We start from the raw sequence: 25,334 nt of genomic DNA, 5'->3' as shown, positions 1-25,334 counted from the left end.
ACAGATGATTATCTTTTGAGTAATTCATAAATCTTTCCTGACTAGCGCGCGTAGACATTGTCGACCACACTTAACGCTTTAGCAAAAAAAGAGGTTAGTGATGCTCTATAAATCGAAACGCGAATTACCTGGGAGCGTGCAGCACGTACTCCCCGCTCACGCGCAGGATATCTATAAAGAAGCCTTTAACAACGCCTGGGATCAATACAAAGATAAAGACGATCGCAGGAATAATGCCAGCCGTGAAGAAACTGCGCACAAAGTCGCATGGGCTGCGGTAAAAAATGATTATGAAAAAGGAGACGATGATAAATGGCATAAAAAGAGATAGTCACCACCTATTACACTACCTTCATTTTGTCGTTTGAGGCGCGTGAACTGCCCTTGTATTGCAACTGGCCCGCGAATTGCTTATCGTTGATGACTGCTGGTGATATGACCAGCATATCATGCCGGGAAGGCGGACTACAGATGTCGCAGGGAAGCATGCAGTGGCGGAGGTGTAATATGTTAACGCGTGATTTTCTAAAGAAGGCAGATTGTAAGACCGCTTTTGGCGCTATTGAGGAAGCGCTTCTTTGGTCGGCTGAACAACGTGCGGCGTCGCTGGCTGCCACGCTTGCGTGCCGTCCGGATGAGGGGCCGGTGTGGATTTTTGGCTACGGCTCGCTGATGTGGAACCCGGCGCTGGAATTTGTCGAATCGGCAACGGGAACGCTCCCGGGCTGGCATCGCGCGTTCTGTTTGCGCCTCACCGCCGGACGCGGCAGTGCGTGTCAGCCTGGCCGCATGCTTGCACTGAAAGAGGGCGGACGCACCACGGGCGTGGCATACCGACTCCCGGATCCCGCCCCTGAAGAGGAGCTCACGCTGCTCTGGAAGCGCGAGATGATCACCGGCTGCTATCTGCCCTGCTGGTGCAAGCTGGAGCTTGATGACGGCCGCACCGTCAATGCGCTGGTGTTTATCATGGATCCGCGCCACCCGCTGTATGAAGCGGACACCCGTACGCAGGTTATTGCTCCGCTGATCGCCGCCGCCAGCGGGCCGCTGGGAACCAATGCGCAGTATCTCTTTTCACTGGACCAGGCGCTCACGCGTCTCGGTATGAAAGACGATTGTCTGAATGAACTGGTCGTGAAGGTGAAAGCGCTGATGGAAGGCGCAGAGCTAAATCATCCGCTGCGGCGGGGCGTTGCCTGATAACCTGCCCAGCGGTTCAGGCTTAAAACGTTAATACTTTATCGGCGCTCAGCGTCCATTCGGCCAGTTCGACCAGGGTGCCAATTTGCACGCCATCAATCAGCGCAAGGCCGGTGATGCCGCGCCCGTCGGTGCAGGTTTTACACAGCCTGACCGGCACATTCTGCGCCGTCAGGATCTCCAGCATCTGCTGAATGTTATACCCCTCCGCCGGCTTTTGTCCCTTCAGACCGGCCGTAACGGCATCTGACATTAAAAAGAGGCGTAGCTCAACCTCTCGTTCACTGTCGCGTAGCGCTATCGCCAGGCGCAGGCTGTTAAACAGCGATTCGCTGCCATAGGCCGCACCGTTGGCGACAATGACAATCTTCTGCATGATGACTCCTGTTCTTTGAAAAGGCACGAATATTGCTTTACTCATCGCAGGTGAGTGATTCGGGAGAGTAAGCATGACGGTAATAGCTGGAAGAACGCCTGCGGCAACCCAATGGTTCCAGCGTGCACGCCTGATGCGCCAGGCGCAACTCAGCAAGCTTGCGCAGTCGGGCGTGCTGGTGAGCAGCATCAGCCAACTGGTGCATATGCTGCAGTGTGAGCGTGGCGCCTCAAATGTCTGGCTCTGTTCACAGGGTAAACTGTACGCCCCCGAATGCAAGGCCAGCCGTGCGCTGGTAGATGAAAATCTCGCTGCCCTGCATCGCATTCTTGATGCGCAATCCCCGTTGCCGGGCAGCGCCATCTGCGAACGTATCGCCGCAGCGCTGCAAAGCCTGGAGGCGCTACCTGCCCTGCGTGATGGCATCAGCCAGCAGGGGATGGCACCCGCCGGGGCGATGGCGCGCTACAGCCGCATCCTTCGCCACCTGCTCAGTATCGTGCCGCAGCTTAATGACAGCATTGACGACCCGCACATCGCGGGCCGTTTTGTGGCGCTTTATAGCCTGATGCAGGGGAAAGAGCTGGTGGGGCAGGAGCGGGCGCTGGGGGCGATCGGCTTCACGCTCGGCTTTTTCAGCGAAGAAACCCGCCAGAGCCTGGTGGACCGCATCGACGGCCAGCAGGCCTGCTTTGAGGTGTTTTTATCCCACAGCCAGGCGGATGTGCAAACGACCTTCGCCCTGAACTGTCAGCCTGACCGTGAGACCGAGCAGCTCAGACGCCTGGCCTGTACCCGTCAGCCCGGCGCAGATAATGGTCACGCCGCACGGAACTGGTTTGCCCTGCAAACGGCACGCCTTGAACATCTGCGCACGCTGGAGGAGATCGTTATTGCCGATCTGATGCTCGCCGTAGATGAGCGTCTTCACCATCAACAGCATGTCAGGGAGCAGGAAGATGATAATGACGACCTTGTGACCCTCTACCCGGATAAACCCTTGCTCCCGCTGGTGCGCCAGCAGGCGCGTGAAATCGAGCAACTCTCCCGCCAGCTGGCGTCTCTGCGCGATACCCTCGACGCGCGCAAGACCATCGACAAGGCCAAAAGCGTGCTGATGACCTACCAGCAGATGAGCGAAGAACAGGCCTGGACGGCGCTGCGTAAAATGGCGATGGATAAGAATCAGCGCATGGTGGATATCGCAAAGGCGCTGCTCACCGTGAAAAGCGTGTGGCAGCTCACCCCGAAGGCGTAGTTGCACAATCGCTGGGCAAATCGTGCCTGATGACGGTGCGTAACCTGAAGCCTCATGCGGTCGGGGCCGGTTAAATCAACGTTTGTATTCTGGCATCTTCTTTGCATTATCTGATTAACCATTTTTGACGATGCGCCAACGGCGGTGCATGCGTCTGCGGGATAAAGGCGTCCAGCGGTGCTTCGGCACGGCAGGGCGCTTTTTTTTGGTTTTTTTTCAGGAGTAGACATGGCGGATTTGTCGAGACGGCGGTTTTTACAGGCCAGCATGCTGGCGAGCGGCGCAATGCTGTTACCGGGCGTCATGCAGGCCGCGTGGGCGGCAGGCTCGGATAAGCCTGAGCAGGAGAAGGTACGTGTCGGGTTTATCCCATTGACCGACTGCGCGCCGGTGGTTATCGCGGCGCTTAAAGGCTTCGATAAAAAATATGGCATTACCATCGTGCCCACTAAAGAGGCAAGCTGGGCGGCGGTGCGGGACAAGCTGGTCGCGGGCGAACTGGATGCGGCACATATGCTCTATGGTCTGCTGTACGGGCTGGAGCTGGGCATCGCGGGTAAAGCGCAGCCAATGGCGAACCTGATGACGCTCAACCAAAACGGCCAGGCCATTACCCTCTCAGGCGAGCTGGCGGAGAAGGGCGTGCGCGATCCGGACGCTCTGAAGACGCTTATCGGGCAGCAGGCGCCGGGCACTTACACCTTTGCGCATACCTTCCCGACCGGGACGCATGCCATGTGGCTGTACTACTGGCTGGCCAGCGCGGGGATTAATCCGTTCGACGATGTCCGTACCGTCGTGGTAGCGCCGCCGCAAATGGTGATGAATATGCGCATTGGTAATATGGTCGGCTTTTGCGTGGGCGAACCGTGGAATGCGCGCGCCATTAACGACCGTATTGGTTTTACCGCCGCCACGTCGCAGTCGATCTGGCCCGACCATCCGGAAAAAATTCTCGGTACGCGCCGCGAGTGGGTCGATAAAAACCCGCACACCGCACGCGCCCTGGTGAGCGCGGTGATGGAGGCCGCGCGCTGGATAGACGCTTCCCCGGACAACAAACGCGAAACCGCGCAGATCCTCTCGCGTCGGGCGTGGCTGAACTGCAAAGAGCAGTACCTCACCGCACGGATGCTGGGTGAATACGACAACGGCATCGGGCAGAGCTGGCAGGACGCGCATCCGATTCGCTTCTTCAATGAGGGCGCGGTGAGCTACCCGTATCTCTCCGACGGTATGTGGTTCTTAACACAGTTCCGCCGCTGGGGTTTGCTCACAACCGAGCCGGATTACGCGGCGATTGCACAACGTATTAACCAGACCGCGCTCTGGCAGGAAGCCGCCGCGGCGGTGGGCGGTATTGCCGCCCCGTCATCACCCTACCGCAGCAGCACATTGATGGACGGTTCCGTCTGGAACGGCGCCGACCCACAGGGATACGCCAACCGCTTCGCCATTCACCGTAAAGGGGCCTGATTATGCCGCATCTGCAGCGTACCAAATCGAAACAAAAGACGCCGGTAAGCGGGGAGGTGATCGTTCTGCCTCCACTTGCGGTTCGCCGTCCCGCGCCCGTGTTGGCGCGCCGCGTAAACGATTTTTTCCAGCGCATCATTCCGGCGTTTCTGGGGCTAGGGCTGCTGGTGTTGCTCTGGCAACTGGCGGCGATGAACAGCAAAGGCTTCCCGACGCCGCTCAGCACGCTGGAGTCGGCAATGACCTTATTCGCCGATCCTTTCTATCGCGACGGGCCTAATGATATGGGCATCGGCTGGAACGTGCTGGCCTCGCTGCAGCGCGTGGCGGTGGGCTTCGGGCTGGCGGCATTCGTCGGCATTCCGCTTGGCTTCCTGATTGGCCGCTTCACCTTTTTCTCGCGCATGTTCAACCCGCTTATCGCGTTGCTGCGCCCGGTAAGCCCGCTGGCCTGGCTGCCTATCGGCCTGCTGCTGTTCCAGAAAGCGGAACCGGCGTCGAGCTGGACCATTTTTATCTGCTCCGTCTGGCCGATGGTGATCAACACCGCTGAAGGGGTACGCCGTATCCCGGACGATTACCTTAACGTGGCGCGCGTACTGCAGCTCTCCGAGTGGACCATTATGCGCCGCATTCTCTTCCCCGCCGTGCTGCCAGCGGTGCTGACCGGCGTGCGTCTCTCCATCGGTATCGCCTGGCTGGTGATTGTTGCCGCTGAAATGTTGACCGGGGGCTTAGGCATCGGCTTTTGGATCTGGAATGAGTGGAACAATCTCAACGTCGAAAACATTCTCATCGCTATCGTCATTATTGGCGTGGTCGGGTTGCTGCTGGAGCAGGGGCTGATGCTGATCGCCCGTCGTTTTAGCTGGCAGGAAAAATAAGGAGTGACAATGAAACCGATAATTCAGGTGCAGGCGGTAAGCCAGCGTTTCGCTACTGCCAGCGGCGAGTTCCTGGCGCTGCAAAACGTCTCTTTTGATATCCACGAAGGTGAAACCGTGAGTCTGATTGGCCACTCTGGCTGCGGCAAATCGACGCTGCTGAACCTGATCGCCGGGATAACGCTCCCCACCGAAGGCGGGCTTCTCTGTGATAACCGCGAAATTGCCGGGCCGGGGCCTGAGCGCGCGGTGGTGTTCCAGAACCACTCCCTGCTGCCGTGGCTGACCTGCTTCGACAATGTTGCGCTGGCGGTGGATCAGGTGTTTCGCCGTACCCTGAACAAGGCGGAGCGCAGGGAGTGGATTGAGCACAACCTCATTCGCGTGCAGATGGGGCATGCCCTGCATAAACGTCCCGGGGAGATCTCCGGCGGTATGAAGCAGCGCGTGGGCATTGCCCGTGCGCTGGCGATGAAGCCGAAGGTGTTGCTGATGGATGAGCCATTCGGCGCGCTGGATGCGCTGACGCGTGCTCATCTTCAGGACTCCGTGATGCAAATTCAGCAGGCGCTGAACACCACCATTGTGCTGATCACTCACGACGTTGATGAAGCGGTCCTGCTCTCTGACCGCGTGATGATGATGACCAACGGCCCGGCGGCAACGGTGGGCGAGATCCTGCGCGTTGACCTGCCGCGCCCGCGTAACCGGGTGCTGCTGGCGCAAGAGAGCCGTTACCACCATCTGCGCCAGCAGATCCTGCATTTCCTTTATGAAAAACAGCCCAAAGCGGCGTAACGGGGGCCTTAATGCGACTGGTCATTATCGGCAATGGGATGGCGGCAACACGGCTGATTGCCACGCTGACCGCGCGTGCTCCCGGTCGCTTCGCCATCATCGTCATCGGCGAGGAGCCTGAGCATGCTTATAACCGTATCCAGCTTACGCCAGTGCTGGGTGGGGAAAAGCAGGCGCAAAACATTCGCCTGCAGAATGATGCGTGGTATGGCGCGCGCGGCGTCACGGTGCTCAGGGGCGAAAAGGTTAGCTCGGTGGACAGTGTTTGTCGGGTAGTACAGACAACGTCTCAGACGGTCGACTGGGATCATCTGGTGTTTGCCACCGGGTCGCAGCCTGTTGTCCCCGCTATCCCTGGCGTAAATGCGGCACACGTTTTTACCTTCCGCACCCTGTCAGATACCCGCGCCCTCCAGCAGCGGCCCGGCCCGGCGGTGGTGCTGGGCGGGGGCGTACTCGGCGTCGAGGCCGCCGCCGCGCTGGCCCTTTCGGGTGACAACGTCACGCTGGTGCATCGCGGACCGTGGCTAATGGAACACCAGCTTGACCAGCGGGCGGGACTGCTGCTTGAAGAAGCCCTGGCCGGGCGCGGTGTTAACAGTGAGCTCTCATCCGGCATTGCGTCCATTACGGCGGGGTCGGTGACGTTGCTCAACGGGCAGAGGATAGCGGCCACCCGCGTGGTGCTGGCGACAGGGGTGCGGCCCAACGTCGGGCTGGCGCAAGCCAGCGGCCTACGCTGCGTTCGCGGCATTGTGGTCGACGGTCAGATGCAAAGCTCGGTGGCCAATATCAGCGCTATCGGCGAATGCTGTGAGATTGACGGCCAGACGTTTGGCGTGGTCGCTCCCTGTCTGGCACAGGCGGATATTCTCGCTGCCCGTCTCGCCGACGAGCCGGGCGCGCCATTTACGCTTACCGACCGGGGGATGCGTCTTAAGGTGACGGGCGTGGAGTTGTTCAGCCTCGGGCGCGCGGTGGCGCAACCAGACGATGAGGTCTGGCACGCGTGGGATCCCCAGGCCCGTCACTATCGACGTTTGCTGGTGCATCACGGCGCGCTGGAAGGCGTGCAACTGATGGGGGATTGTCGCAGCGCGGCAACCTTTACCGATTTACTGGCAACAGCGGCTCCCGCACGTCCGGACTGGCTGTTCGACTGTTTCACGACGACGCAACCCCAGGTTGCAGGAGACAACGCGATGACAAAACCTACTCTGGTGGTGGTTGGACACGGTATGGTCGGCCATCATTTTCTCGTCGATTGCGTAAAACGTAATCTGCACCAGCACTATCAGATTATCGTCTTTGGCGAAGAGCGTTATGCCGCCTACGACCGGGTTCATCTTTCGCAGTATTTTGGCGGACGCAGCGCAGAATCACTCTCGCTGGTGGAGGGCGATTTCTTTACCAACAACGCTATCGAGCTGCGCCTGTCGCAACAGATTGTCGCCATCGACCGTGATACCCAGGTCGTACGTACCGCCAGCGGGCACGAAGCCCACTGGGACAAACTGGTGCTGGCGACCGGCTCCTATCCCTTCGTGCCCCCGATACCGGGCAACGATCTGCCGGGCTGTTTTGTCTACCGCACGCTGGATGATTTAGACGCCATTTCCGCACATGCCGGGGAAGCCCGTCGTGGCGTGGTCATTGGCGGCGGCCTGCTGGGGCTGGAAGCAGCGAATGCCCTGAAGCAGTTAGGGCTGGAAACTCACGTGGTGGAGTTTGCCCCCAACCTGATGGCGGTGCAGCTCGACAACGACGGCGCGGCCATGCTGCGAAAAAAAATCGAGGCGCTCGGCGTTGGGGTACACACCCGTAAAGCCACCCGGGAAATCGCATGCGAGGCCGATGGGCTGGTATTGCACTTTGCCGACGGCGAACAGCTGGCAACCGATATGGTGGTCTTTTCCGCCGGTATACGCCCGCAGGACGCGCTGGCGCGCAGTAGCGGGCTGGTCACGGGCGAGCGCGGCGGGATCGGCATTGATAATCAGTGCCGGACCTCTGATGAAAACGTCTTTGCCATTGGCGAATGCGCCCTGTGGGAGGGGAAAATCTTCGGCCTGGTGGCGCCGGGCTATCAGATGGCGCGCGTGGCGGCCGCCGCGCTGGCGGGCGAAGCGCAACGGTTCACCGGGGCCGATATGAGCACCAAACTCAAGCTGCTGGGGGTGGATGTGGCCTCGTTCGGCGATGCGCATGGCACAACGCCGGGGGCATTAAGCTACCAGTGGACCCACGGCCCACGGCAAATCTATAAAAAGATCGTGGTCAGCGATGACGGTAAAACCCTGTTGGGCGGCGTGCTGGTGGGGGATGCCAGCGAGTATTCCACCCTGGTGCAGATGATGCTCAACGGCATTGAGCTGCCGAAGGCGCCTGAAACGCTGATTTTACCCGCCTTCTCTGACAGTGCGCCCAAAGCCTCCGGCGTGGCGTCCCTGCCGGAAAGCGCGCAGATTTGCTCCTGCCATAACGTGACAAAAGGTAATATTTGCCAGGCGGTCAGCGGCGGTGCGACGGACATCGCGGCTATTAAGCACTGTACCAAAGCGGCAACCGGCTGCGGGGGCTGTAGCGCGCTGGTAAAACAGGTACTGGAGTGCCAGCTTGCAGCGCAGGGTGTAGAGGTGAAAAAGGATATTTGCGAACACTTCCCGTACTCGCGCCAGCAGATTTACCACCTGGTGCGCGTTAACCACATCCGCACCTTCGATCAGCTTATCAGCCGTTACGGGCAGGGCCACGGGTGTGAAATTTGTAAGCCGCTGGTGGGATCGGTGCTTGCCTCGTGCTGGAATGAGTACCTGCTCAAACCGGCCCATCTTCCCCTGCAGGATACCAACGATCGCTATTTCGCTAACATCCAGAAGGATGGAACCTACTCAATTGTGCCGCGTATGCCTGCCGGAGAAGTGACGGCCGACGGGCTGATTGCCATTGGTCTGATAGCGAAACGCTACCAGCTCTACAGCAAGATAACCGGCGGGCAGCGTATTGATCTGTTTGGCGCTACCCTCGAACAACTACCGGACATCTGGCAGGCGCTGGTGGCGGCCGGGTTTGAGACCGGGCACGCGTATGGCAAATCCCTGCGCACGGTGAAGTCCTGCGTCGGCTCCACCTGGTGCCGTTACGGCGTTCAGAATTCCACGGGCCTGGCGGTCAAACTGGAGCACCGCTACAAAGGACTTCGCGCTCCGCACAAAATCAAAATGGCGGTCTCCGGCTGCACCCGGGAATGCGCGGAGGCGCAGAGTAAGGACGTCGGGGTGATTGCCACGGACAAGGGCTGGAACCTCTATCTGTGCGGAAACGGCGGCATGAAGCCGCGTCATGCGGATCTGTTTGCCAGCGATCTGGACGACGAGACGCTGCTTCGCACCGTTGACCGTTTCCTGATGTTTTACATTCGCACGGCGGATCGTCTGCAGCGCACCAGTACCTGGATGGACAACCTCGAAGGAGGGCTGGAGTATCTGCGGGACGTTATTCTTAACGACAGCCTTGGCATCGCCCACGAGCTGGAACAGGAGATGGCCCGCATTGTGGAAACCTACCAGTGCGAATGGCAAACCACCCTAAACGATCCTGACCGGCTTGCCCTGTTCCGCACCGGGGTGAACCGCCAGCCGACGGATGAAACTAAACGCTGGCAGGCGATCTGTACCGTCGACGACATTCCCGAGCAGGCAGGGATTGGCGCACGCCTGGGCCGCAAGCCGATCGCGCTGTTCCGCTTTGGCACATCCGTCTATGCCCTTGACGACAGGGAGCCGGGCAGCAATGCCGACGTGCTGTCGCGCGGCATCCTCGGCGATGCGGCAGGTGAGCCAATGGTTATCTCGCCCCTCTATAAACAGCGTATTCGCCTGAGGGATGGTTGCCGGGTCGACAGCGGTGAACCCGCCGTGCGCGCCTGGCCGGTGAAAATTGAAAACGGCACGGTGTGGGTGGGGAACGAGGTGCTGGTCTTACGTGCGGAGGCATCATGAAGGAAACCCGAACAACCTGCCCCTACTGCGGAGTCGGCTGCGGCGTGGTCGCCAGGGTGGATGGCGATACGGTCACGGTGCGTGGAGATGAAACCCATCCAGCCAGTTACGGACGCCTGTGCGTTAAGGGATCGGCGTTGGGGGAAGCCACCGGGCTGCAGGGACGATTGCTGCATCCCGAGGTGGACGGCCAGCAGGAGGGGTGGCCGCAGGCGCTGGCGGCGGCAGGCGAACGGCTACGGGAGATCATCGCTACCTGGGGACCGCAGGCCGTGGCGTTTTATGCCTCTGGTCAGCTCTTAACCGAGGATTATTATGCCGCCAATAAGCTGATGAAGGGGTTTATTGGCGCGGCGAATATTGATACCAACTCGCGGCTGTGCATGTCTTCGGCGGTGGTTGGCTACAAGCGCGCATTCGGTGAAGATGTGGTGCCGTGCAGCTATGAGGATGTGGAAAACAGCGATCTGGTGGTGCTGGTTGGCTCGAATGCGGCATGGACCCACCCGGTTCTGTATCAGCGGCTGGTTCAGGCGCGCAACCGCAACCCGCAGATGAAAGTGGTGGTCATCGACCCACGTAAAACCGCCACCTGTGATATCGCTGACCTGCACCTGGCGTTAGCCCCCGGCAGTGACGCCGGGCTGTTTGTCGGTTTACTCAACCGGATTCAGGGCACGGAGGCGTGGCCGGTCAGCCGCGTGGCAGCCTTCTGCGACCTGGCGCCGGAAGCGATCCTCAGCTTTTACGACTGGTTTAGCTCGGCACCGCGCGCCATCACGCTCTACACCATGGGCGTCAATCAGTCTTCCAGCGGTAGCGACAAGTGTAATGCCATTATCAACGTCCATCTTGCCAGCGGGAAATTCAATCGTCAGGGCTGTGGCCCGTTTTCGCTCACCGGACAGCCTAATGCAATGGGGGGACGTGAAGTCGGTGGGCTGGCGAATCAGCTGGCGGCGCACATGAATTTTGAACCGGACGATCTCGCGCGCGTTGCCCGCTTCTGGGGAACGGAGCGGCTGGCGCAAACGCCGGGGCTGATGGCCGTGGAGCTGTTTGACGCCATTGCCCGCGGCGAGGTGAAAGCGGTGTGGATCATGGGCACCAACCCGGCGGTGTCGATGCCGGACAGCCATGCCGTGTGTCAGGCGCTGGCAAATTGCCCGCTGGTGATTGTCTCTGAGGTGATGCGGGAGACCGACACCAGCCGGTATGCCCATATTCGTTTTCCGGCCCTGGGCTGGGGGGAGAAAAACGGCACCGTCACCAACTCCGAGCGCCGCATCTCGCGCCAGCGCGCCTTTTTGCCCGCCCCGGGGGAGGCAAAAGCGGACTGGTGGATCATCGCCCGGGTGGCGGAGCGGCTCGGCTACGGCGAGGCGTTCGCCTGGGAAGATCCTCAGGCGATATTTTGTGAACATGCCCGGCTGACGGCGTTTGAAAATAATGGTGAACGGGCGCTTAATCTTCATGAACTGGCTACGCTCACCCCAGAGGCGTGGGACGCGCTCGAGCCTTATCAGTGGGCGACGGGGAATTTTCCGTGCAGGCAGATTGTGCCCGTCGAACCGCAGCGGCATGGTGCGACGGTCGATACCCTCTACCCGCTGCTACTAAACAGCGGGCGGATCCGCGATCAATGGCACACCATGACCCGCACGGGCTATGTCCCGCGGCTGATGCAGCATATCGACGAACCGCGCGTTGAGGTCTGCCCCGCCGACGCCGCGCGGTTTGACCTGCGTGACGGACAGCTGGCGCGGATCCATTCCCCGCGCGGGGTGATGGTTGCCAGAGTGCGCATCACCGATGCTCAGCGGGCAGGCGAGGCGTTTGCGCCAATGCACTGGAACACCCAGTTTGCCCGCCAGGGGAAGGTTAACGCGCTGACGGAAGGGCGCCGCGACCCGCTCTCAGGCCAGCCCGAGAGTAAACAAACTGCCGTCAGGATCATGCCGTGGCAGCCGGGCTGGCAAGGGGAGCTTTACGCGCGCCAGTTGCCTGAACTACCGGCTGCCGTCTACGGATGGCGCAAAGCCTCGCGCATCACCCTGGCGAGTGAGAAACCGATGCTGGGGTGGATCATGGCGCTGTGCAATGAACACGGCTGGCAGATGCAAATAGCCCAAACCGGCGAGCGCAGCAGCGTGCTGGCCTGGCATAATGGCGAACTGATGCTCGGCTTCTGGGAAGGCACTGCATTGCCGGTGCTGGCGCATACGTTTATTGAAGAGGCCCTGCGAACCGCGCCGGAGTTGCCCGCCGAACGCCATGCACTGCTGAACGGACAGCCGCCGGGCAGGCACGTCGACCCGGGGCGGATACTCTGTAGCTGCTTTAGCATTGGTGAAAACGCGATACGCGAGGCCATTGCCGCAGGCTGTGATTCCCCCGAGGCGTTGGGGGCGACGCTGCGCTGTGGTACCCACTGCGGATCCTGCGTTCCGGAGTTAAAAAACCTGTTTCAGTTTATTCCGGAAAATTTCGGTCAGGGCTGCAAAAAGGGATGAACAACGTTAAGGTACTCAGTCTTATCAGGTAAGCATCGGATATTTCTCACGACGTTAATGATTGTTTCAACGCCTCTTCGTCTGTTGCCTTTGCTCTGCCTCTTTACGGCTGGAGCCGTTTACGCTGAGCCAAATTCCTTTATTCACCAGGCGCAAAACCCTTTTGATAACAACGGTGACGGGCTACCGGACCTCGGTCTGGCAACGCCGTCGTCGCAAAACGAGAAGCATCTGGCGGAGATGGCGAAAGCGTTCGGTGAGGCCAGTATGACCAATAATGGCCTCACCACGGGAGAGCAGGCGCGCCAGTTCGCGTTTGGTCAGGTGCGTGAAGTGGTCAGCGGCGAGGTGAACCAGCACATTGAATCCTGGCTCTCGCCCTGGGGTAACGCCAGCGTGAATGTGCTGGTGGATGATGAGGGAAACTTCAATGGCAGCAGCGGGAACTGGTTTATCCCCTGGAACGATAACAACCGTTATCTGAGCTGGAGTCAGCTTGGGCTGACGCAACAATCCGACGGTCTGGTCAGCAATGCGGGTGTTGGACAGCGCTGGATCGCCGGAAGCTGGTTGCTGGGGTACAACACCTTTTATGACAACCTGCTGGACGAGAACCTGCAGCGCGGCGGGCTGGGGGCTGAAGCCTGGGGCGAGAACCTGCGGCTGTCGGCGAATTATTATCAACCGTTCGCCAGCTGGCGCGACAGTTCCAGTACCCGGGAACAGCGGATGGCCCCAGGATATGATATTACCGCCAAAGCCTGGCTGCCCTGGTTTCATCATCTGAACACCAGCGTCAGCTTTGAACAGTATTTTGGCGATAACGTCGATCTGTTCAACACCGGGACAGGTTATCACAACCCGATGGCGGTTAACCTCGGGCTTAATTATACCCCCGTGCCGCTCGTCACCCTGACGGCGGCCCATAAGCAGGGCGAGAGCGGCGTGAGCCAGAATAATCTCGGGCTTAAGCTTAACTATCGCTTTGGCGTACCGTTGGTTAAACAGCTTTCCGCCGGGGAGGTCGCCGCCACGCGTTCGCTGCGCGGCAGCCGCTATGCTTCACCGGAGCGGGATAATATGCCGACCATGGAGTTTCGTCAGCGTAAAACGCTGTCGGTGTACCTGGCGACCCCGCCGTGGGATTTAAAAGGAGGGGAAACGGTCATGCTGAAGCTGCAGATCCGCAGCACTCACGGTATCCGTGAGCTGCACTGGCAGGGAGATACGCAGGCGCTGAGCCTCACGTCACCGGCGAATCGTGCCAGTAGCGATGGCTGGAGCATTATTCTGCCAGCCTGGGATGAACGCGAGGGAGCAGATAACCGCTGGCGGCTGTCGGTGGTGGCGGAGGATGAAAACGGGCAGCGCGTCTCGTCCAATGAGATCACGCTTACGGTGGTTCAGCCGCTGGTAGCAATACCTGACGACGACCTACGCTGGAAACTGCTACCGGAGGAATGACGTTAGAAAATACGTTCCTGGTGTACCCACACGGCTGCTTCAACGCGGGATTTTAACTTCATCTTCTTCAGCATGTGTTTCACATGCACTTTTACCGTGCTTTCGGTGATATCCAGGCGGCGGGCGATCATTTTATTCGGCAGCCCCTGGGCTATCAGCTTGAGGATATCGCGCTCCCGCGGCGTTAATTGCGAAACGTCACGGTCGGAGGTGGCGCGGTTGGCGCGCAGGCTGGCGGCCAGTACTGGCGTTAATGCTTCGCTCAAGACCATTTCACCGGCTGCGGCCTGTTGCAGCGCCTTAAGCAGATCTTCCGGCTCCATATCTTTTAACAGATAACCGTCCGCGCCGCGTTTCAGCGCTGTGACCACATCTTCTTCATGATTTGAAACGCTAAAGACCACCACGCGGCCTGAGAGCGATTTTTCACGCAGCTTGTCGAGCGTTTCCAGCCCGTTCATGCCCGGCATGTTGAGATCGAGCAGGATCAAATCAGGATCGAGGGATTCGGCAAGCTCAATTCCCTGTTCGCCATTGCTGGCCTCCCCAACGACGGTGATATCGGCTGCCATGCTGACCAGTTGTTTGACGCCGGTACGCAGCATCGGATGGTCGTCGATTAACAGGATGGACGCCGGTTCCTGATTAGTCATGGTTTTCTCCTTGAGAGGTTATAAGCGGTTTTTCGGGAATAAAGGTGACCACAACTTCAGTGCCCCCTGTCTCTCTCCTGCGAACCTGGCAATCACCGCGCAGACTTTGCGCGCGGTCGCGCATGATAATTAAACCATAGTGGTTAGTGCGTTCGGCATTTTCCGGCACGCCGCAGCCGTCGTCCTGCACGCTCAGCTTCACCTGGTCACCGTGCTGGCTAACGGTAACGGTTACCGCCGTCGCGCCGGCATGTTTGAGCACGTTACTCAGGGCTTCACGGGCAATCTGCAGTAAATGAATGGCCTGATGGGAAGGGACAAACCGCGGCGGCAACTGGTAATCCAGCTTCACCGGAAACCCCAGTCGGGCGCTAAATTCGTGGCAACTGGACTCCAGCGCGGGGCGCAGGCCTGGCTCGGTGAGTTGCAGACGGAAGGTGGTCAGTAACTCGCGAAGCTGTACCCAGGAGGTATTTAGCTCGTTGCGGATCTGGCTCAACAGCTGTTTACTGCTTTCCGGCATCTGTGCGTCCTGCATCTGCAGACAGCTAACCTGCATTTTCATACAGGAGAGCGACTGGGCGATGGAATCATGCAGCTCGCGGGCGATGGTCGCGCGCTCTTCCATAACGATCAACTGCTGCTGTTTTTCCTGATGGCGGTCGAGGGCCAGAGTGGCGGTGAGCTGTTCTACCAGGGTATCGACCAGTTGCTGCTGATCGTGACTCAGGTGACGCCCTATGGGCAGGGTAGCCAGCAGAATACCGTACTGGGTGTGGGTATCGGTCAGTCGCCATTTAAGCGTCGTGCCGCCGTTACTGCGCGGGGGAAGATCGCGTGGGCAGAGGTGGCAGCCTCTGTCATCGCAGGAGATATCTGACTGACAGGTAAATTCCTGATGGTTATCTTCATCTTCAACGTCGTAGACCCGCAGTTCCAGATCGTGCAGCATTGTCAGATTTTGCAGACCATTGAGCACCGGAGAGAGCCGTTCGCATAGCGGCGCCTGCAGATGCAAGCGTCGGTTGGCTTGCCACAAGAAGGAGAGAATTTCGTTTTTCTGCTCAAGCCCGGCGGTTTTCTCCTGCACCCGTTTTTCCAGCACCGCGTAGCTTTCAGATAACTCCTCTGACATGGTATTCAGTGCCTGGCCCAGCATCGCCATTTCATTGCGCCCGCTGATGTGCGCCCGCTGGGTAAAATCGCGATCCGTGACCGCGCGGGCCATCGCCAGTAGCTGTTTCCACGGATTTAGCAGCCGTACGCGCAGCCAGATGATAGTGAAGATCAGCAGCAGGGCCATAAAAAGGGCCATTGCCTGGTGGACCAGAACCACGCGGTCAATACGTAACTCGGTGGCATGATCGAAAGAGGAGACCAGCGCATCAATGCGCGTAACGAACCTGGCAACGTCCTGCGCAACCGTATCGGCATGCTGCGCCTGGCGTAAACCCGGTTTCAACTGTGTGTGCCAGTAGCGCTGTAAGGCTTTAAGCTGCGGAACTTGTCCGGCTCGGTGCGCGGCGCTTTCCAGCTCCGGGCTGAACGCGGTGCGCTCCATATCATCGATAAGGGACTGGTCATCCGGCGTTAACGGCACCGACGCCAGCAGGCGGTAACTCTGCATACGTAGCGAACCTGCCTCGTTGATGGCATGCGCATTACCCTGTACGCCCTGTACCAGCCAGCCAGAGATAGCCATGCCGGTCACACCAATCGCGGTGGACAGCAGAACGATAAGCGCCAGCTGATTCACTAGCGTTAGCGGTGATAAACATCTTTTTAACATTGGGGTGCCGGGCTCCTGGCGTGGCCTGCTTGCAGGAATCGCGTTATTCTCAGGCATACCCTGGAGTATACCCATACCCATAAAGGATTACCTCTTAATTGCCTGCGGAGTAAGGGGAGGGGGATGGCAATGAAAGGGACGCTTCAGCACCGTGAAAAACCACATTTTTTTAAGCATAAAACCCTACTCACTAAGGGGGATGACTTTTTTTTCGCCGCAAATCCTCCCCCTTTTCCTTTGATTTATATCAACTTACCGCCGGCCTAAAACCCTAATGTTTGCAGCATCATTCGAGAATCAGAGGTGTCTATGAGTCACTCATCCACTCCCGAAAGGGAAAGTGGTTCCATTATTACAGAATGGCGTCCGGAAGATCCGGCGTTTTGGCAAGAGCGCGGCCATCGTGTAGCCAGTCGTAATTTGTGGATTTCCGTTCCGTGTTTGCTGTTAGCGTTTTGCGTATGGATGTTGTTTAGCGCAGTGGCGGTTAATCTGCCAAAAGTGGGGTTCACCTTTACCACCGATCAGCTTTTTTTGTTAACCGCGCTGCCGTCGTTATCGGGCGCGCTGCTGCGCGTGCCTTATGCGTTTATGGTACCTGTTTTCGGCGGCCGACGCTGGACGGCGTTCAGTACCGGCATCATGATCGTGCCTTGCGTGTGGCTCGGTTTAGCCGTGCAGGATACCTCCACGCCGTTTAGCGTGTTTGTGACTATCTCTTTGCTGTGCGGTTTTGCCGGGGCAAACTTCGCCTCCAGCATGGCAAACATCAGCTTCTTCTTCCCGAAAGCGAAGCAGGGCGGGGCGCTGGGCATCAACGGCGGGCTGGGAAATATGGGCGTGAGCGTGATGCAACTGATTGCGCCGCTGGCGATCTCGGTCTCTATTTTCGCGGCCTTCGGCGGCGGTGGCGTGACACAGCCCGACGGTTCAGCGCTTTTCCTGCAGAATGCGGCCTGGATTTGGGTGCCGTTCCTGGTGGTATTCACCCTGGCGGCGTGGTTCTTCATGAACGACCTGTCGGCATCTAAGGCGTCCTTAAGCGAGCAACTGCCGGTGCTGAAACGCGGACATCTGTGGGTGATGGCGCTGCTGTATCTGGCCACGTTTGGCTCATTTATAGGCTTCTCCGCAGGCTTCGCTATGCTGTCCAAAACCCAGTTCCCGGACATTCAGATCCTGCACTTTGCCTTCTTTGGCCCCTTTATTGGCGCACTGGCCCGTTCTGTCGGCGGGATGATCTCTGACCGTCTGGGCGGGACCCGGGTGACGCTGGTGAACTTCGTGGTGATGGCCCTTTTCTGTGCCCTGCTGTTCCTGACGCTGCCCGTCGACGGCCAGGGAGGTAACTTCACCGCCTTCTTCGGCGTGTTTATGGTGCTGTTCCTGACGGCCGGACTGGGGAGTGCCTCCACCTTCCAGATGATCTCTGTGATCTTCCGCAAGCTGACCATGGACCGCGTGAAAGCGCAGGGCGGAGATGATGCGCAGGCAATGCGTGAAGCGGCCACCGATACCGCCGCCGCGCTGGGCTTTATTTCGGCGATTGGCGCCATTGGCGGCTTCTTTATCCCGAAAGCATTCGGTATCTCACTTGACCTGAGCGGTTCACCGGCCGGGGCAATGAAAGTGTTCCTCGTGTTCTATATCGCCTGCGTGGTCATCACGTGGCTGGTCTATGGCCGTAATACCCCTAAAAAATAAGTCTGTCTGATTATCCGTTTGCGCGGCCTGAGTGCCGCGCTTTTTTTAACTGATATTAGTTACAACATACTGAAGCGCCCGACGGCGGGTAACACTGTGATCGACATCGCGTTGTCGTGGGGTCTACCCCTTAATACCTAAGATGTTAAAAATGGCGTCGTATTAGTATGATAAATAAAAAAATAACACCATATATCAACAATATAGTGAAATGCTATTTCTACCGCTTTGGGAGTAGGAGAACTAATACCCCCCTGTTATCACCCCACCCGCCTTGATCGTTATCAATTCTCGCCGTCAATCATGGCGTTACCTTCGCTGCAAATCAGCAATGTCGATTTAGAGAGAGAGCCACAGGCTCCACACAGGAGATACCCGATGAGCAAATTTTTGGACCGGTTTCGCTACTTCAGGCAGAAGGGCGAAACCTTTGCCGATGGGCACGGCCAGGTTATGGACACCAACCGGGACTGGGAAGATGGTTACCGTCAGCGCTGGCAGCACGATAAAGTTGTCCGCTCTACCCATGGCGTGAACTGTACAGGTTCATGCAGCTGGAAGATTTTCGTTAAGAACGGTCTGGTTACCTGGGAAGTCCAACAGACTGACTATCCGCGCACCCGCCCGGATTTGCCGAACCACGAACCGCGCGGCTGCCCACGTGGCGCAAGTTACTCCTGGTATCTGTACAGCGCTAACCGTCTCAAATACCCGCTAATGCGCAAGCGTCTGATGAAAATGTGGCGTGAAGCAAAAGTTCATCACAGCGATCCGGTCGATGCCTGGGCCTCCATTATTGAAGACGCGGACAAAGCCAAAAGCTTTAAGCAGGCGCGCGGACGCGGCGGCTTCGTGCGTTCTTCCTGGAAAGAGGTGAACGAACTGATTGCCGCCTCGAATGTCTACACCGTGAAAACCTACGGCCCGGACCGCGTGGCGGGCTTCTCGCCCATCCCGGCGATGTCGATGGTTTCTTACGCGTCCGGCGCGCGCTATCTTTCACTGATCGGCGGAACCTGTCTGAGCTTCTACGACTGGTACTGCGACCTCCCCCCTGCCTCTCAGCAGACCTGGGGCGAACAAACTGACGTGCCGGAATCCGCTGACTGGTATAACTCCAGCTACATCCTTGCCTGGGGCTCAAACGTTCCACAGACCCGTACGCCGGATGCCCACTTCTTCACCGAAGTACGCTACAAAGGCACCAAAACTGTTGCCATCACCCCGGACTACGCGGAAATCGCAAAGCTGTGCGATCTATGGCTGGCACCGAAGCAAGGAACCGATGCGGCGATGGCGATGGCGATGGGCCACGTGATGCTGCGCGAGTTCCACCTCGATAAACCGAGCCAGTACTTCACCGACTACGTGCGTCGCTACACCGATATGCCAATGCTGGTCATGCTCGACGCGCGTGACGGCTACTACGCCGCCGGCCGTATGCTGCGCGCCGCCGACCTTGTTGACGCGCTCGGCCAGGAAAATAATCCGCAGTGGAAAACCGTAGCCTGTAACAGCGATGGGGAATTGATCGCCCCTAACGGCTCTATCGGTTTTCGCTGGGGCGAGAAGGGTAAATGGAACCTTGAGCAGCGCGACGGGGCGTCCGGTGAAGAAACCGAACTGCGCCTCAGCATGCTGGGCAGCCAGGACGAGATCGCCGACGTTGGCTTCCCGTACTTCGGCGGCGACGGTACCGAGCATTTCAAAAAGGTTGAGCTGCAAAATGTTTTGATGCACAAACTACCGGTAAAACGCCTGCAGCTGGCAGACGGCTCAACGGCGCTGGTGACCACCGTTTACGATCTGACCATGGCGAACTACGGCCTGGAACGTGGTCTGAATGATGAGAACTGTGCTACCGGCTATGACGACGTCAAAGCGTACACCCCGGCCTGGGCGGAGCAGATCACCGGCGTTCCCGCCGCGCAGATCACCCGTATCGCCCGCGAGTTTGCAGAAAACGCCGACAAAACCCATGGTCGTTCGATGATTATCGTCGGCGCGGGGCTGAACCACTGGTACCACCTCGATATGAACTATCGCGGCCTGATCAACATGCTGATTTTCTGCGGCTGCGTGGGGCAGAGCGGCGGCGGCTGGGCGCACTATGTCGGCCAGGAAAAACTCCGTCCGCAAACCGGCTGGCAGCCGCTGGCGTTTGCCCTTGACTGGCAACGTCCGGCGCGTCACATGAATAGCACCTCTTACTTCTACAACCACTCCAGCCAGTGGCGCTACGAGACCGTAACCGCGCAGGAACTGCTGTCACCGATGGCGGATAAATCCCGCTATAGCGGCCATCTGATTGACTTCAACGTGCGCGCCGAACGAATGGGCTGGCTGCCGTCTGCGCCTCAACTGGGGACTAACCCGCTACGCATCGCCGAAGAGGCGAAGAAAGCAGGGATGTCGCCGGTGGACTACACCGTGAAATCCCTGAAGGAGGGGTCTATTCATTTTGCGGCTGAACAGCCTGAGAACGGTAAAAACCATCCGCGTAACCTGTTCATCTGGCGCTCTAACCTGCTCGGCTCTTCCGGTAAGGGCCATGAATACATGCTGAAATACCTGCTCGGCACCGATCACGGGATCCAGGGCAAAGATCTCGGCAAGCAGGGCGGCGTGAAGCCTGAAGAGGTGGAGTGGAAAGATAACGGTCTGGACGGCAAGCTGGATCTGGTCGTGACGCTGGACTTCCGTCTCTCCAGCACCTGTTTGTACTCCGACATCGTGCTGCCAACCGCGACCTGGTATGAAAAAGACGACATGAATACCTCGGATATGCATCCGTTTATTCATCCGCTGTCTGCTGCCGTTGACCCGGCCTGGGAATCTAAAAGCGACTGGGAAATCTACAAAGGCATCGCCGAGAAATTCTCCGAAGTGTGTGTGGGGCACCTGGGTAAAGAGACCGACGTGGTTACGCTGCCAATCCAGCACGACTCCGCCGCCGAACTGGCGCAGCCACTGGATGTGAAGGACTGGAAGAAAGGCGAATGCGACTTAATCCCCGGCGTCACCGCGCCGCACATCATCCCGGTTGAACGTGATTACCCGGCGACCTACGAGCGCTTCACCTCTATCGGGCCGCTGATGGAGAAAATCGGTAACGGCGGGAAAGGCATTTCCTGGAATACTCAGAGCGAAATGGACCTGCTGCGTAAACTTAATTACACCAAAGCGGATGGCCCGGCCAAAGGTCAGCCAATGCTGAATACGGCCATTGATGCGGCAGAGATGATCCTGACGCTTGCGCCGGAGACCAATGGCCAGGTGGCGGTGAAAGCCTGGAAAGCGCTGGGCGAAATTACCGGACGCAACCATAAGCATCTGGCGTTGAATAAAGAAGACGAGAAAATTCGCTTCCGCGATATTCAGGCCCAGCCGCGCAAGATTATCTCCAGCCCGACCTGGTCAGGACTCGAAGACGAACACGTCTCCTACAACGCCGGTTATACCAACGTTCACGAGCTGATCCCATGGCGCACCCTGACCGGGCGACAGTCACTCTACCAGGATCATCAGTGGATGCGCGACTTCGGTGAGAGCCTGCTGGTCTACCGTCCGCCAATCGACACCCGCTCGGTAAAAGAAGTGATGGGTGAGAAGTCAAACGGCAATCCAGAGAAGGCGCTGAATTTCCTCACGCCGCACCAGAAATGGGGGATCCACTCTACTTATAGCGACAACCTGCTGATGCTGACACTAGGACGTGGGGGGCCAATTGTGTGGATGAGCGAAGCGGATGCCAACGATCTGGGAATTGTCGATAACGACTGGATTGAAGTGTTCAACAGCAACGGTTCGTTAACCGCGCGTGCGGTGGTGAGCCAGCGCGTTCCGGCAGGGATGACCATGATGTACCACGCCCAGGAGCGTATCGTGAACATTCCGGGATCGGAAATCACCGAACAGCGCGGCGGTATTCACAACTCGGTCACCCGGATTACGCCGAAGCCAACCCACATGATCGGCGGCTATGCGCAGTTGGCCTACGGCTTTAACTACTACGGCACGGTGGGTTCAAACCGCGATGAGTTTGTGGTGGTTCGTAAGATGAAGAATATTAACTGGTTAGACGGCGAAGGTAATGACCAGGTACAGGAGAGCGTAAAATGAAAATTCGTTCACAAGTCGGCATGGTGCTGAATCTGGATAAGTGCATCGGCTGTCATACCTGCTCAGTCACCTGTAAAAACGTCTGGACCAGCCGGGAAGGGACGGAGTACGCGTGGTTCAATAACGTTGAAACCAAGCCGGGCACCGGTTTCCCGACCCACTGGGAAGACCAGGAGAAGTACAAGGGCGGCTGGATCCGCAAAATTAACGGCAAACTCCAGCCGCGCATGGGTAACCGCGCCATGCTGCTGGGTAAAATCTTTGCCAACCCGCACTTGCCGGGCATCGACGATTACTACGAGCCGTTTGATTTCGACTACCAGAACTTGCATAGCGCGCCGGAAGGTAAGCATCAGCCAATTGCACGGCCTCGCTCGCTGATCACCGGGCAGCGTATGGACAAAATCGAGAAAGGCCCGAACTGGGAAGACGATTTGGGCGGCGAGTTTGAAAAGCTGTCGAAGGACAAGAACTTCGACAATATGCAGAAGGCGATGTACGGCCAGTTCGAAAATACCTTCATGATGTATCTGCCGCGCCTGTGCGAACACTGTCTCAACCCGGCATGCGTGGCGACCTGTCCGAGCGGCGCCATTTACAAGCGGGAAGAAGATGGCATTGTCCTGATCGACCAGGACAAGTGCCGCGGCTGGCGGATGTGCATTACCGGTTGTCCATACAAAAAAATCTACTTCAACTGGAAGAGCGGTAAGTCAGAGAAGTGCATTTTCTGCTATCCGCGTATCGAAGCCGGGATGCCAACCGTCTGTTCCGAGAGTTGCGTAGGCCGTATTCGTTACCTCGGCGTGCTGCTGTACGACGCGGATGCGATTGAAACCGCAGCGAGCACCGAGAACGAAAAAGATCTCTACCAGCGTCAGCTTGACGTGTTCCTCGATCCGAACGATCCGAACGTGATTGAGCAGGCGCTGAAAGACGGTGTACCGCAGAGCGTGATCGACGCGGCACAGCAGTCTCCGGTATATAAAATGGCGATGGACTGGAAGCTGGCGCTGCCGTTGCATCCGGAATACCGCACGTTGCCGATGGTCTGGTACGTGCCGCCTCTGTCTCCGATTCAGTCTGCCGCTGATGCGGGCGAGCTCGGCAGCAACGGTATTTTGCCAGACGTGGAAAGCCTGCGTATCCCGGTTCAGTATCTGGCGAATCTGCTGACTGCAGGGGATACCCAGCCGGTACTGCTGGCGTTAAAACGAATGCTGGCGATGCGCCACTTCAAACGTACTGAAACCGTCGAGGGGGTGATAGATACCCGTGCGCTGGAAGAAGTGGGGCTAACTGAAGCGCAGGCGCAGGAAATGTACCGCTATCTGGCGATCGCTAACTACGAAGACCGTTTCGTGGTGCCGGGTAGCCACCGCGAGCAGGCGCGTGATGCCTTCCCGGAAAAAAATGGATGTGGTTTTACCTTTGGCGACGGTTGCCAGGGTTCAGACACGAAATTCAACCTGTTCAACAGCCGCCGCATCGATGCGATGGATGTGACCAGCAAAACGGAGCCGCACCAATGATTGAACTCGTCATTGTTTCGCGTCTGCTCGAGTATCCGGATGCTGCGCTTGCGCAGCATCAACAGGAGCTCTTTGAGGCACTCGCCTCATCTGAAAACCTGGATAAAGACGATGCCCGGACATTGAGCGTTTTCCTGCGCGAGCTGTTAGCGCGGGATCTGCTTGATGTGCAGTCAGACTACAGCCAGCTTTTTGATCGCGGTCGTGCGACGTCGCTGCTGTTGTTTGAACACGTTCACGGTGAATCGCGCGATCGTGGTCAGGCGATGGTCGACCTGATGGCCCAGTACGAGCAGCACGGTTTACAGCTCGACAGTCGCGAACTGCCGGATCACCTGCCGCTGTATCTGGAGTATCTGGCGCAGTTGCCGAAAGAAGAGGCGCTGGGTGGTTTGCAGGACATCGCGCCAATTCTGGCGTTGCTCAGCGCACGTCTTCAGCAACGCGAGAGCCGCTACGCGGTGCTGTTCGATCTGCTGGTCAAGCTGGCGAAAGCCGCCATCGACAGTGAAAAAGTGGCGGAAAAGATTGCAGATGAAGCCCGGGACGATACCCCGCAGGCACTGGATGCGGTTTGGGAAGAAGAGCAGGTGAAATTCTTTGCTGACCAGAGCTGCGGCGAATCGGCAATCTCAGCACACAAGCGTCGTTTTGCCGGCGCCGTTGCGCCGCAATATTTGAATATTTCCAACGGAGGACGGCAATAATGCACTTCCTGAATATGTTCTTCTTTGACATCTACCCGTATATCGCGGGCGCCGTGTTCCTGGTGGGAAGCTGGCTGCGTTATGACTATGGTCAGTACAGCTGGCGTGCTGCCTCCAGCCAGATGCTGGATCGCAAAGGGATGAACCTGGCGTCTAACCTGTTCCACATCGGGATCCTGGGGATTTTTGCCGGGCATTTCCTCGGGATGCTTACGCCGCACTGGATGTACGAAGCCTGGCTGCCCATCGAAGTGAAACAGAAGATGGCGATGTATGCGGGCGGCGCCAGCGGCGTATTGTGCCTGGTTGGCGGGTTACTGCTGCTGAAACGTCGCCTGTTTAGTCCGCGGGTGCGTGCCACGACTACCGGTGCGGATATCCTGATCCTCTCTCTGCTCATGGTGCAGTGCGCGCTGGGCCTGTTAACTATTCCGTTCTCTGCGCAGCATATGGACGGTAGCGAAATGATGAAGCTGGTGGGGTGGGCGCAGTCTGTCGTGACCTTCCACGGCGGAGCCTCCGCGCATCTGGACGGCGTAGCATTCATCTACCGGGTGCACCTGGTGCTGGGTATGACCCTGTTTGTGCTGTTCCCGTTCTCCCGTCTGGTGCACATCTGGAGCGCGCCGGTGGAGTATCTAACGCGCAAATACCAGATTGTTCGCGCTCGTCGCTAATGTAGTGTTGTGATTCAAGCCCCGCATTTGCGCTGAGGGATCTTCACAAAATAATGCCTGCACGGATGCCCCCCTCTCCCGAAAGGGCTGGGGTGAGGGGGACATACGACCCCGGCTCTCATCGCTGAAAGCCTTCAATCGTTTCGAAACAACGTTATTGCTTCTGTTTAAACATTA

17 protein-coding genes are annotated in these 25,334 nt (G+C 58.2%); 14 read left to right on the top strand and 3 right to left on the bottom strand.

Going from position 1 to position 25,334, the window contains the following annotated elements; genetic code table 11:
• Nucleotides 1-100 precede the first annotated feature (100 nt).
• Nucleotides 101-331, top strand: a complete 231-nt coding sequence (chaB, locus tag NL510_RS13380) for a putative cation transport regulator ChaB (protein ID WP_253384903.1) — start codon at nucleotides 101-103, stop codon at nucleotides 329-331.
• A 176-nt stretch (nucleotides 332-507) separates the two neighbouring features.
• A complete protein-coding gene (locus NL510_RS13375; protein WP_253377484.1) occupies nucleotides 508-1,203 on the top strand; it encodes a gamma-glutamylcyclotransferase in 696 nt (231 codons plus the stop codon).
• Nucleotides 1,204-1,225: 22 nt separating this feature from the next.
• Here the strand turns inward: NL510_RS13375 and NL510_RS13370 are convergent, their stop codons facing one another.
• On the bottom strand, nucleotides 1,226-1,579 hold the full coding sequence (locus NL510_RS13370; RefSeq protein WP_253377481.1) for a DsrE/DsrF/TusD sulfur relay family protein: 354 nt from the start codon (nucleotides 1,577-1,579) through the stop codon (nucleotides 1,226-1,228).
• Nucleotides 1,580-1,652: 73 nt separating this feature from the next.
• Here NL510_RS13370 and nasR point away from each other — a divergent pair, with 73 nt between their 5' ends.
• From nasR to NL510_RS13335, 7 genes are all read left to right on the top strand, one after another.
• Complete coding sequence (nasR, locus tag NL510_RS13365) at nucleotides 1,653-2,837, top strand: nitrate regulatory protein NasR (RefSeq protein ID WP_253377480.1); 1,185 nt, start codon at nucleotides 1,653-1,655, stop codon at nucleotides 2,835-2,837.
• A gap of 228 nt (nucleotides 2,838-3,065) precedes the next feature.
• A complete protein-coding gene (locus NL510_RS13360) occupies nucleotides 3,066-4,313 on the top strand; it encodes a CmpA/NrtA family ABC transporter substrate-binding protein (protein WP_253377468.1) in 1,248 nt (415 codons plus the stop codon).
• A gap of 2 nt (nucleotides 4,314-4,315) precedes the next feature.
• Nucleotides 4,316-5,197: a nitrate ABC transporter permease gene (gene ntrB, locus NL510_RS13355; protein ID WP_253377466.1), complete on the top strand. Its 882-nt coding sequence runs from the start codon at nucleotides 4,316-4,318 to the stop codon at nucleotides 5,195-5,197.
• A 9-nt stretch (nucleotides 5,198-5,206) separates the two neighbouring features.
• Nucleotides 5,207-5,995 (top strand): ABC transporter ATP-binding protein, encoded by a 789-nt coding sequence (locus NL510_RS13350; protein ID WP_253377458.1) that lies wholly within the window; start codon nucleotides 5,207-5,209, stop codon nucleotides 5,993-5,995.
• Between the two features lie 11 nt (nucleotides 5,996-6,006).
• The gene (nirB, locus tag NL510_RS13345) at nucleotides 6,007-9,996 is read left to right on the top strand and encodes a nitrite reductase large subunit NirB (protein ID WP_253377451.1); all 3,990 of its coding nucleotides are present in this window, start codon (nucleotides 6,007-6,009) and stop codon (nucleotides 9,994-9,996) included.
• Nucleotides 9,993-12,509 carry a nitrate reductase gene (locus NL510_RS13340; RefSeq protein ID WP_253377449.1) on the top strand — a complete coding sequence of 839 codons (2,517 nt, stop codon included), beginning with the start codon at nucleotides 9,993-9,995 and terminating at the stop codon, nucleotides 12,507-12,509. The genes nirB and NL510_RS13340 overlap by 4 nt, the downstream gene beginning before the upstream one ends.
• A 57-nt stretch (nucleotides 12,510-12,566) precedes the next feature.
• Complete coding sequence (locus NL510_RS13335; protein ID WP_253377447.1) at nucleotides 12,567-13,973, top strand: YchO/YchP family invasin; 1,407 nt, start codon at nucleotides 12,567-12,569, stop codon at nucleotides 13,971-13,973.
• Nucleotides 13,974-13,975: 2 nt separating this feature from the next.
• On the opposite strand, the gene narL is transcribed toward NL510_RS13335, so the two are convergent.
• Nucleotides 13,976-14,626 carry a two-component system response regulator NarL gene (gene narL / locus NL510_RS13330; RefSeq protein ID WP_253377445.1) on the bottom strand — a complete coding sequence of 217 codons (651 nt, stop codon included), beginning with the start codon at nucleotides 14,624-14,626 and terminating at the stop codon, nucleotides 13,976-13,978.
• On the bottom strand, nucleotides 14,619-16,415 hold the full coding sequence (gene narX, locus NL510_RS13325; protein ID WP_253377443.1) for a nitrate/nitrite two-component system sensor histidine kinase NarX: 1,797 nt from the start codon (nucleotides 16,413-16,415) through the stop codon (nucleotides 14,619-14,621). Before narX ends, narL begins: the two co-directional genes overlap by 8 nt.
• A gap of 309 nt (nucleotides 16,416-16,724) precedes the next feature.
• Here narX and NL510_RS13320 point away from each other — a divergent pair, with 309 nt between their 5' ends.
• The 5 genes from NL510_RS13320 (at nucleotide 16,725) to narI (ending at nucleotide 25,157) form a co-directional block, all read left to right on the top strand.
• Nucleotides 16,725-18,119: a NarK family nitrate/nitrite MFS transporter gene (locus NL510_RS13320; protein ID WP_253377441.1), complete on the top strand. Its 1,395-nt coding sequence runs from the start codon at nucleotides 16,725-16,727 to the stop codon at nucleotides 18,117-18,119.
• Between the two features lie 378 nt (nucleotides 18,120-18,497).
• The gene (locus NL510_RS13315; protein WP_253377439.1) at nucleotides 18,498-22,241 is read left to right on the top strand and encodes a nitrate reductase subunit alpha; all 3,744 of its coding nucleotides are present in this window, start codon (nucleotides 18,498-18,500) and stop codon (nucleotides 22,239-22,241) included.
• The gene (narH, locus tag NL510_RS13310; RefSeq protein WP_253377437.1) at nucleotides 22,238-23,773 is read left to right on the top strand and encodes a nitrate reductase subunit beta; all 1,536 of its coding nucleotides are present in this window, start codon (nucleotides 22,238-22,240) and stop codon (nucleotides 23,771-23,773) included. The genes NL510_RS13315 and narH overlap by 4 nt, the downstream gene beginning before the upstream one ends.
• Complete coding sequence (gene narJ / locus NL510_RS13305) at nucleotides 23,770-24,480, top strand: nitrate reductase molybdenum cofactor assembly chaperone (protein WP_253377435.1); 711 nt, start codon at nucleotides 23,770-23,772, stop codon at nucleotides 24,478-24,480. Before narH ends, narJ begins: the two co-directional genes overlap by 4 nt.
• The gene (gene narI / locus NL510_RS13300) at nucleotides 24,480-25,157 is read left to right on the top strand and encodes a respiratory nitrate reductase subunit gamma (RefSeq protein ID WP_253377433.1); all 678 of its coding nucleotides are present in this window, start codon (nucleotides 24,480-24,482) and stop codon (nucleotides 25,155-25,157) included. Before narJ ends, narI begins: the two co-directional genes overlap by 1 nt.
• Nucleotides 25,158-25,334: the final 177 nt, after the last annotated feature.

The sequence above is a fragment of the unidentified bacterial endosymbiont genome (genome assembly GCF_918797525.1).
GTDB lineage: Bacteria > Pseudomonadota > Gammaproteobacteria > Enterobacterales > Enterobacteriaceae > Enterobacter.
Note: the sequence above shows the minus strand (reverse complement) of the source record. Positions and strands in the feature narration are given on the sequence as shown.

Excerpts from the sequence above, each read along its gene's own strand:
- chaB (WP_253384903.1), top strand. The coding sequence starts at position 101 with ATGCTCTATAAATCGAAACGCGAATTACCTGGGAGCGTGCAGCACGTA.
- NL510_RS13375 (WP_253377484.1), top strand. The coding sequence starts at position 508 with ATGTTAACGCGTGATTTTCTAAAGAAGGCAGATTGTAAGACCGCTTTT.
- NL510_RS13370 (WP_253377481.1), bottom strand. The coding sequence starts at position 1,579 with ATGCAGAAGATTGTCATTGTCGCCAACGGTGCGGCCTATGGCAGCGAA.
- nasR (WP_253377480.1), top strand. The coding sequence starts at position 1,653 with ATGACGGTAATAGCTGGAAGAACGCCTGCGGCAACCCAATGGTTCCAG.
- NL510_RS13360 (WP_253377468.1), top strand. The coding sequence starts at position 3,066 with ATGGCGGATTTGTCGAGACGGCGGTTTTTACAGGCCAGCATGCTGGCG.
- ntrB (WP_253377466.1), top strand. The coding sequence starts at position 4,316 with ATGCCGCATCTGCAGCGTACCAAATCGAAACAAAAGACGCCGGTAAGC.
- NL510_RS13350 (WP_253377458.1), top strand. The coding sequence starts at position 5,207 with ATGAAACCGATAATTCAGGTGCAGGCGGTAAGCCAGCGTTTCGCTACT.
- nirB (WP_253377451.1), top strand. The coding sequence starts at position 6,007 with ATGCGACTGGTCATTATCGGCAATGGGATGGCGGCAACACGGCTGATT.
- NL510_RS13340 (WP_253377449.1), top strand. The coding sequence starts at position 9,993 with ATGAAGGAAACCCGAACAACCTGCCCCTACTGCGGAGTCGGCTGCGGC.
- NL510_RS13335 (WP_253377447.1), top strand. The coding sequence starts at position 12,567 with ATGATTGTTTCAACGCCTCTTCGTCTGTTGCCTTTGCTCTGCCTCTTT.
- narL (WP_253377445.1), bottom strand. The coding sequence starts at position 14,626 with ATGACTAATCAGGAACCGGCGTCCATCCTGTTAATCGACGACCATCCG.
- narX (WP_253377443.1), bottom strand. The coding sequence starts at position 16,415 with ATGTTAAAAAGATGTTTATCACCGCTAACGCTAGTGAATCAGCTGGCG.
- NL510_RS13320 (WP_253377441.1), top strand. The coding sequence starts at position 16,725 with ATGAGTCACTCATCCACTCCCGAAAGGGAAAGTGGTTCCATTATTACA.
- NL510_RS13315 (WP_253377439.1), top strand. The coding sequence starts at position 18,498 with ATGAGCAAATTTTTGGACCGGTTTCGCTACTTCAGGCAGAAGGGCGAA.
- narH (WP_253377437.1), top strand. The coding sequence starts at position 22,238 with ATGAAAATTCGTTCACAAGTCGGCATGGTGCTGAATCTGGATAAGTGC.
- narJ (WP_253377435.1), top strand. The coding sequence starts at position 23,770 with ATGATTGAACTCGTCATTGTTTCGCGTCTGCTCGAGTATCCGGATGCT.
- narI (WP_253377433.1), top strand. The coding sequence starts at position 24,480 with ATGCACTTCCTGAATATGTTCTTCTTTGACATCTACCCGTATATCGCG.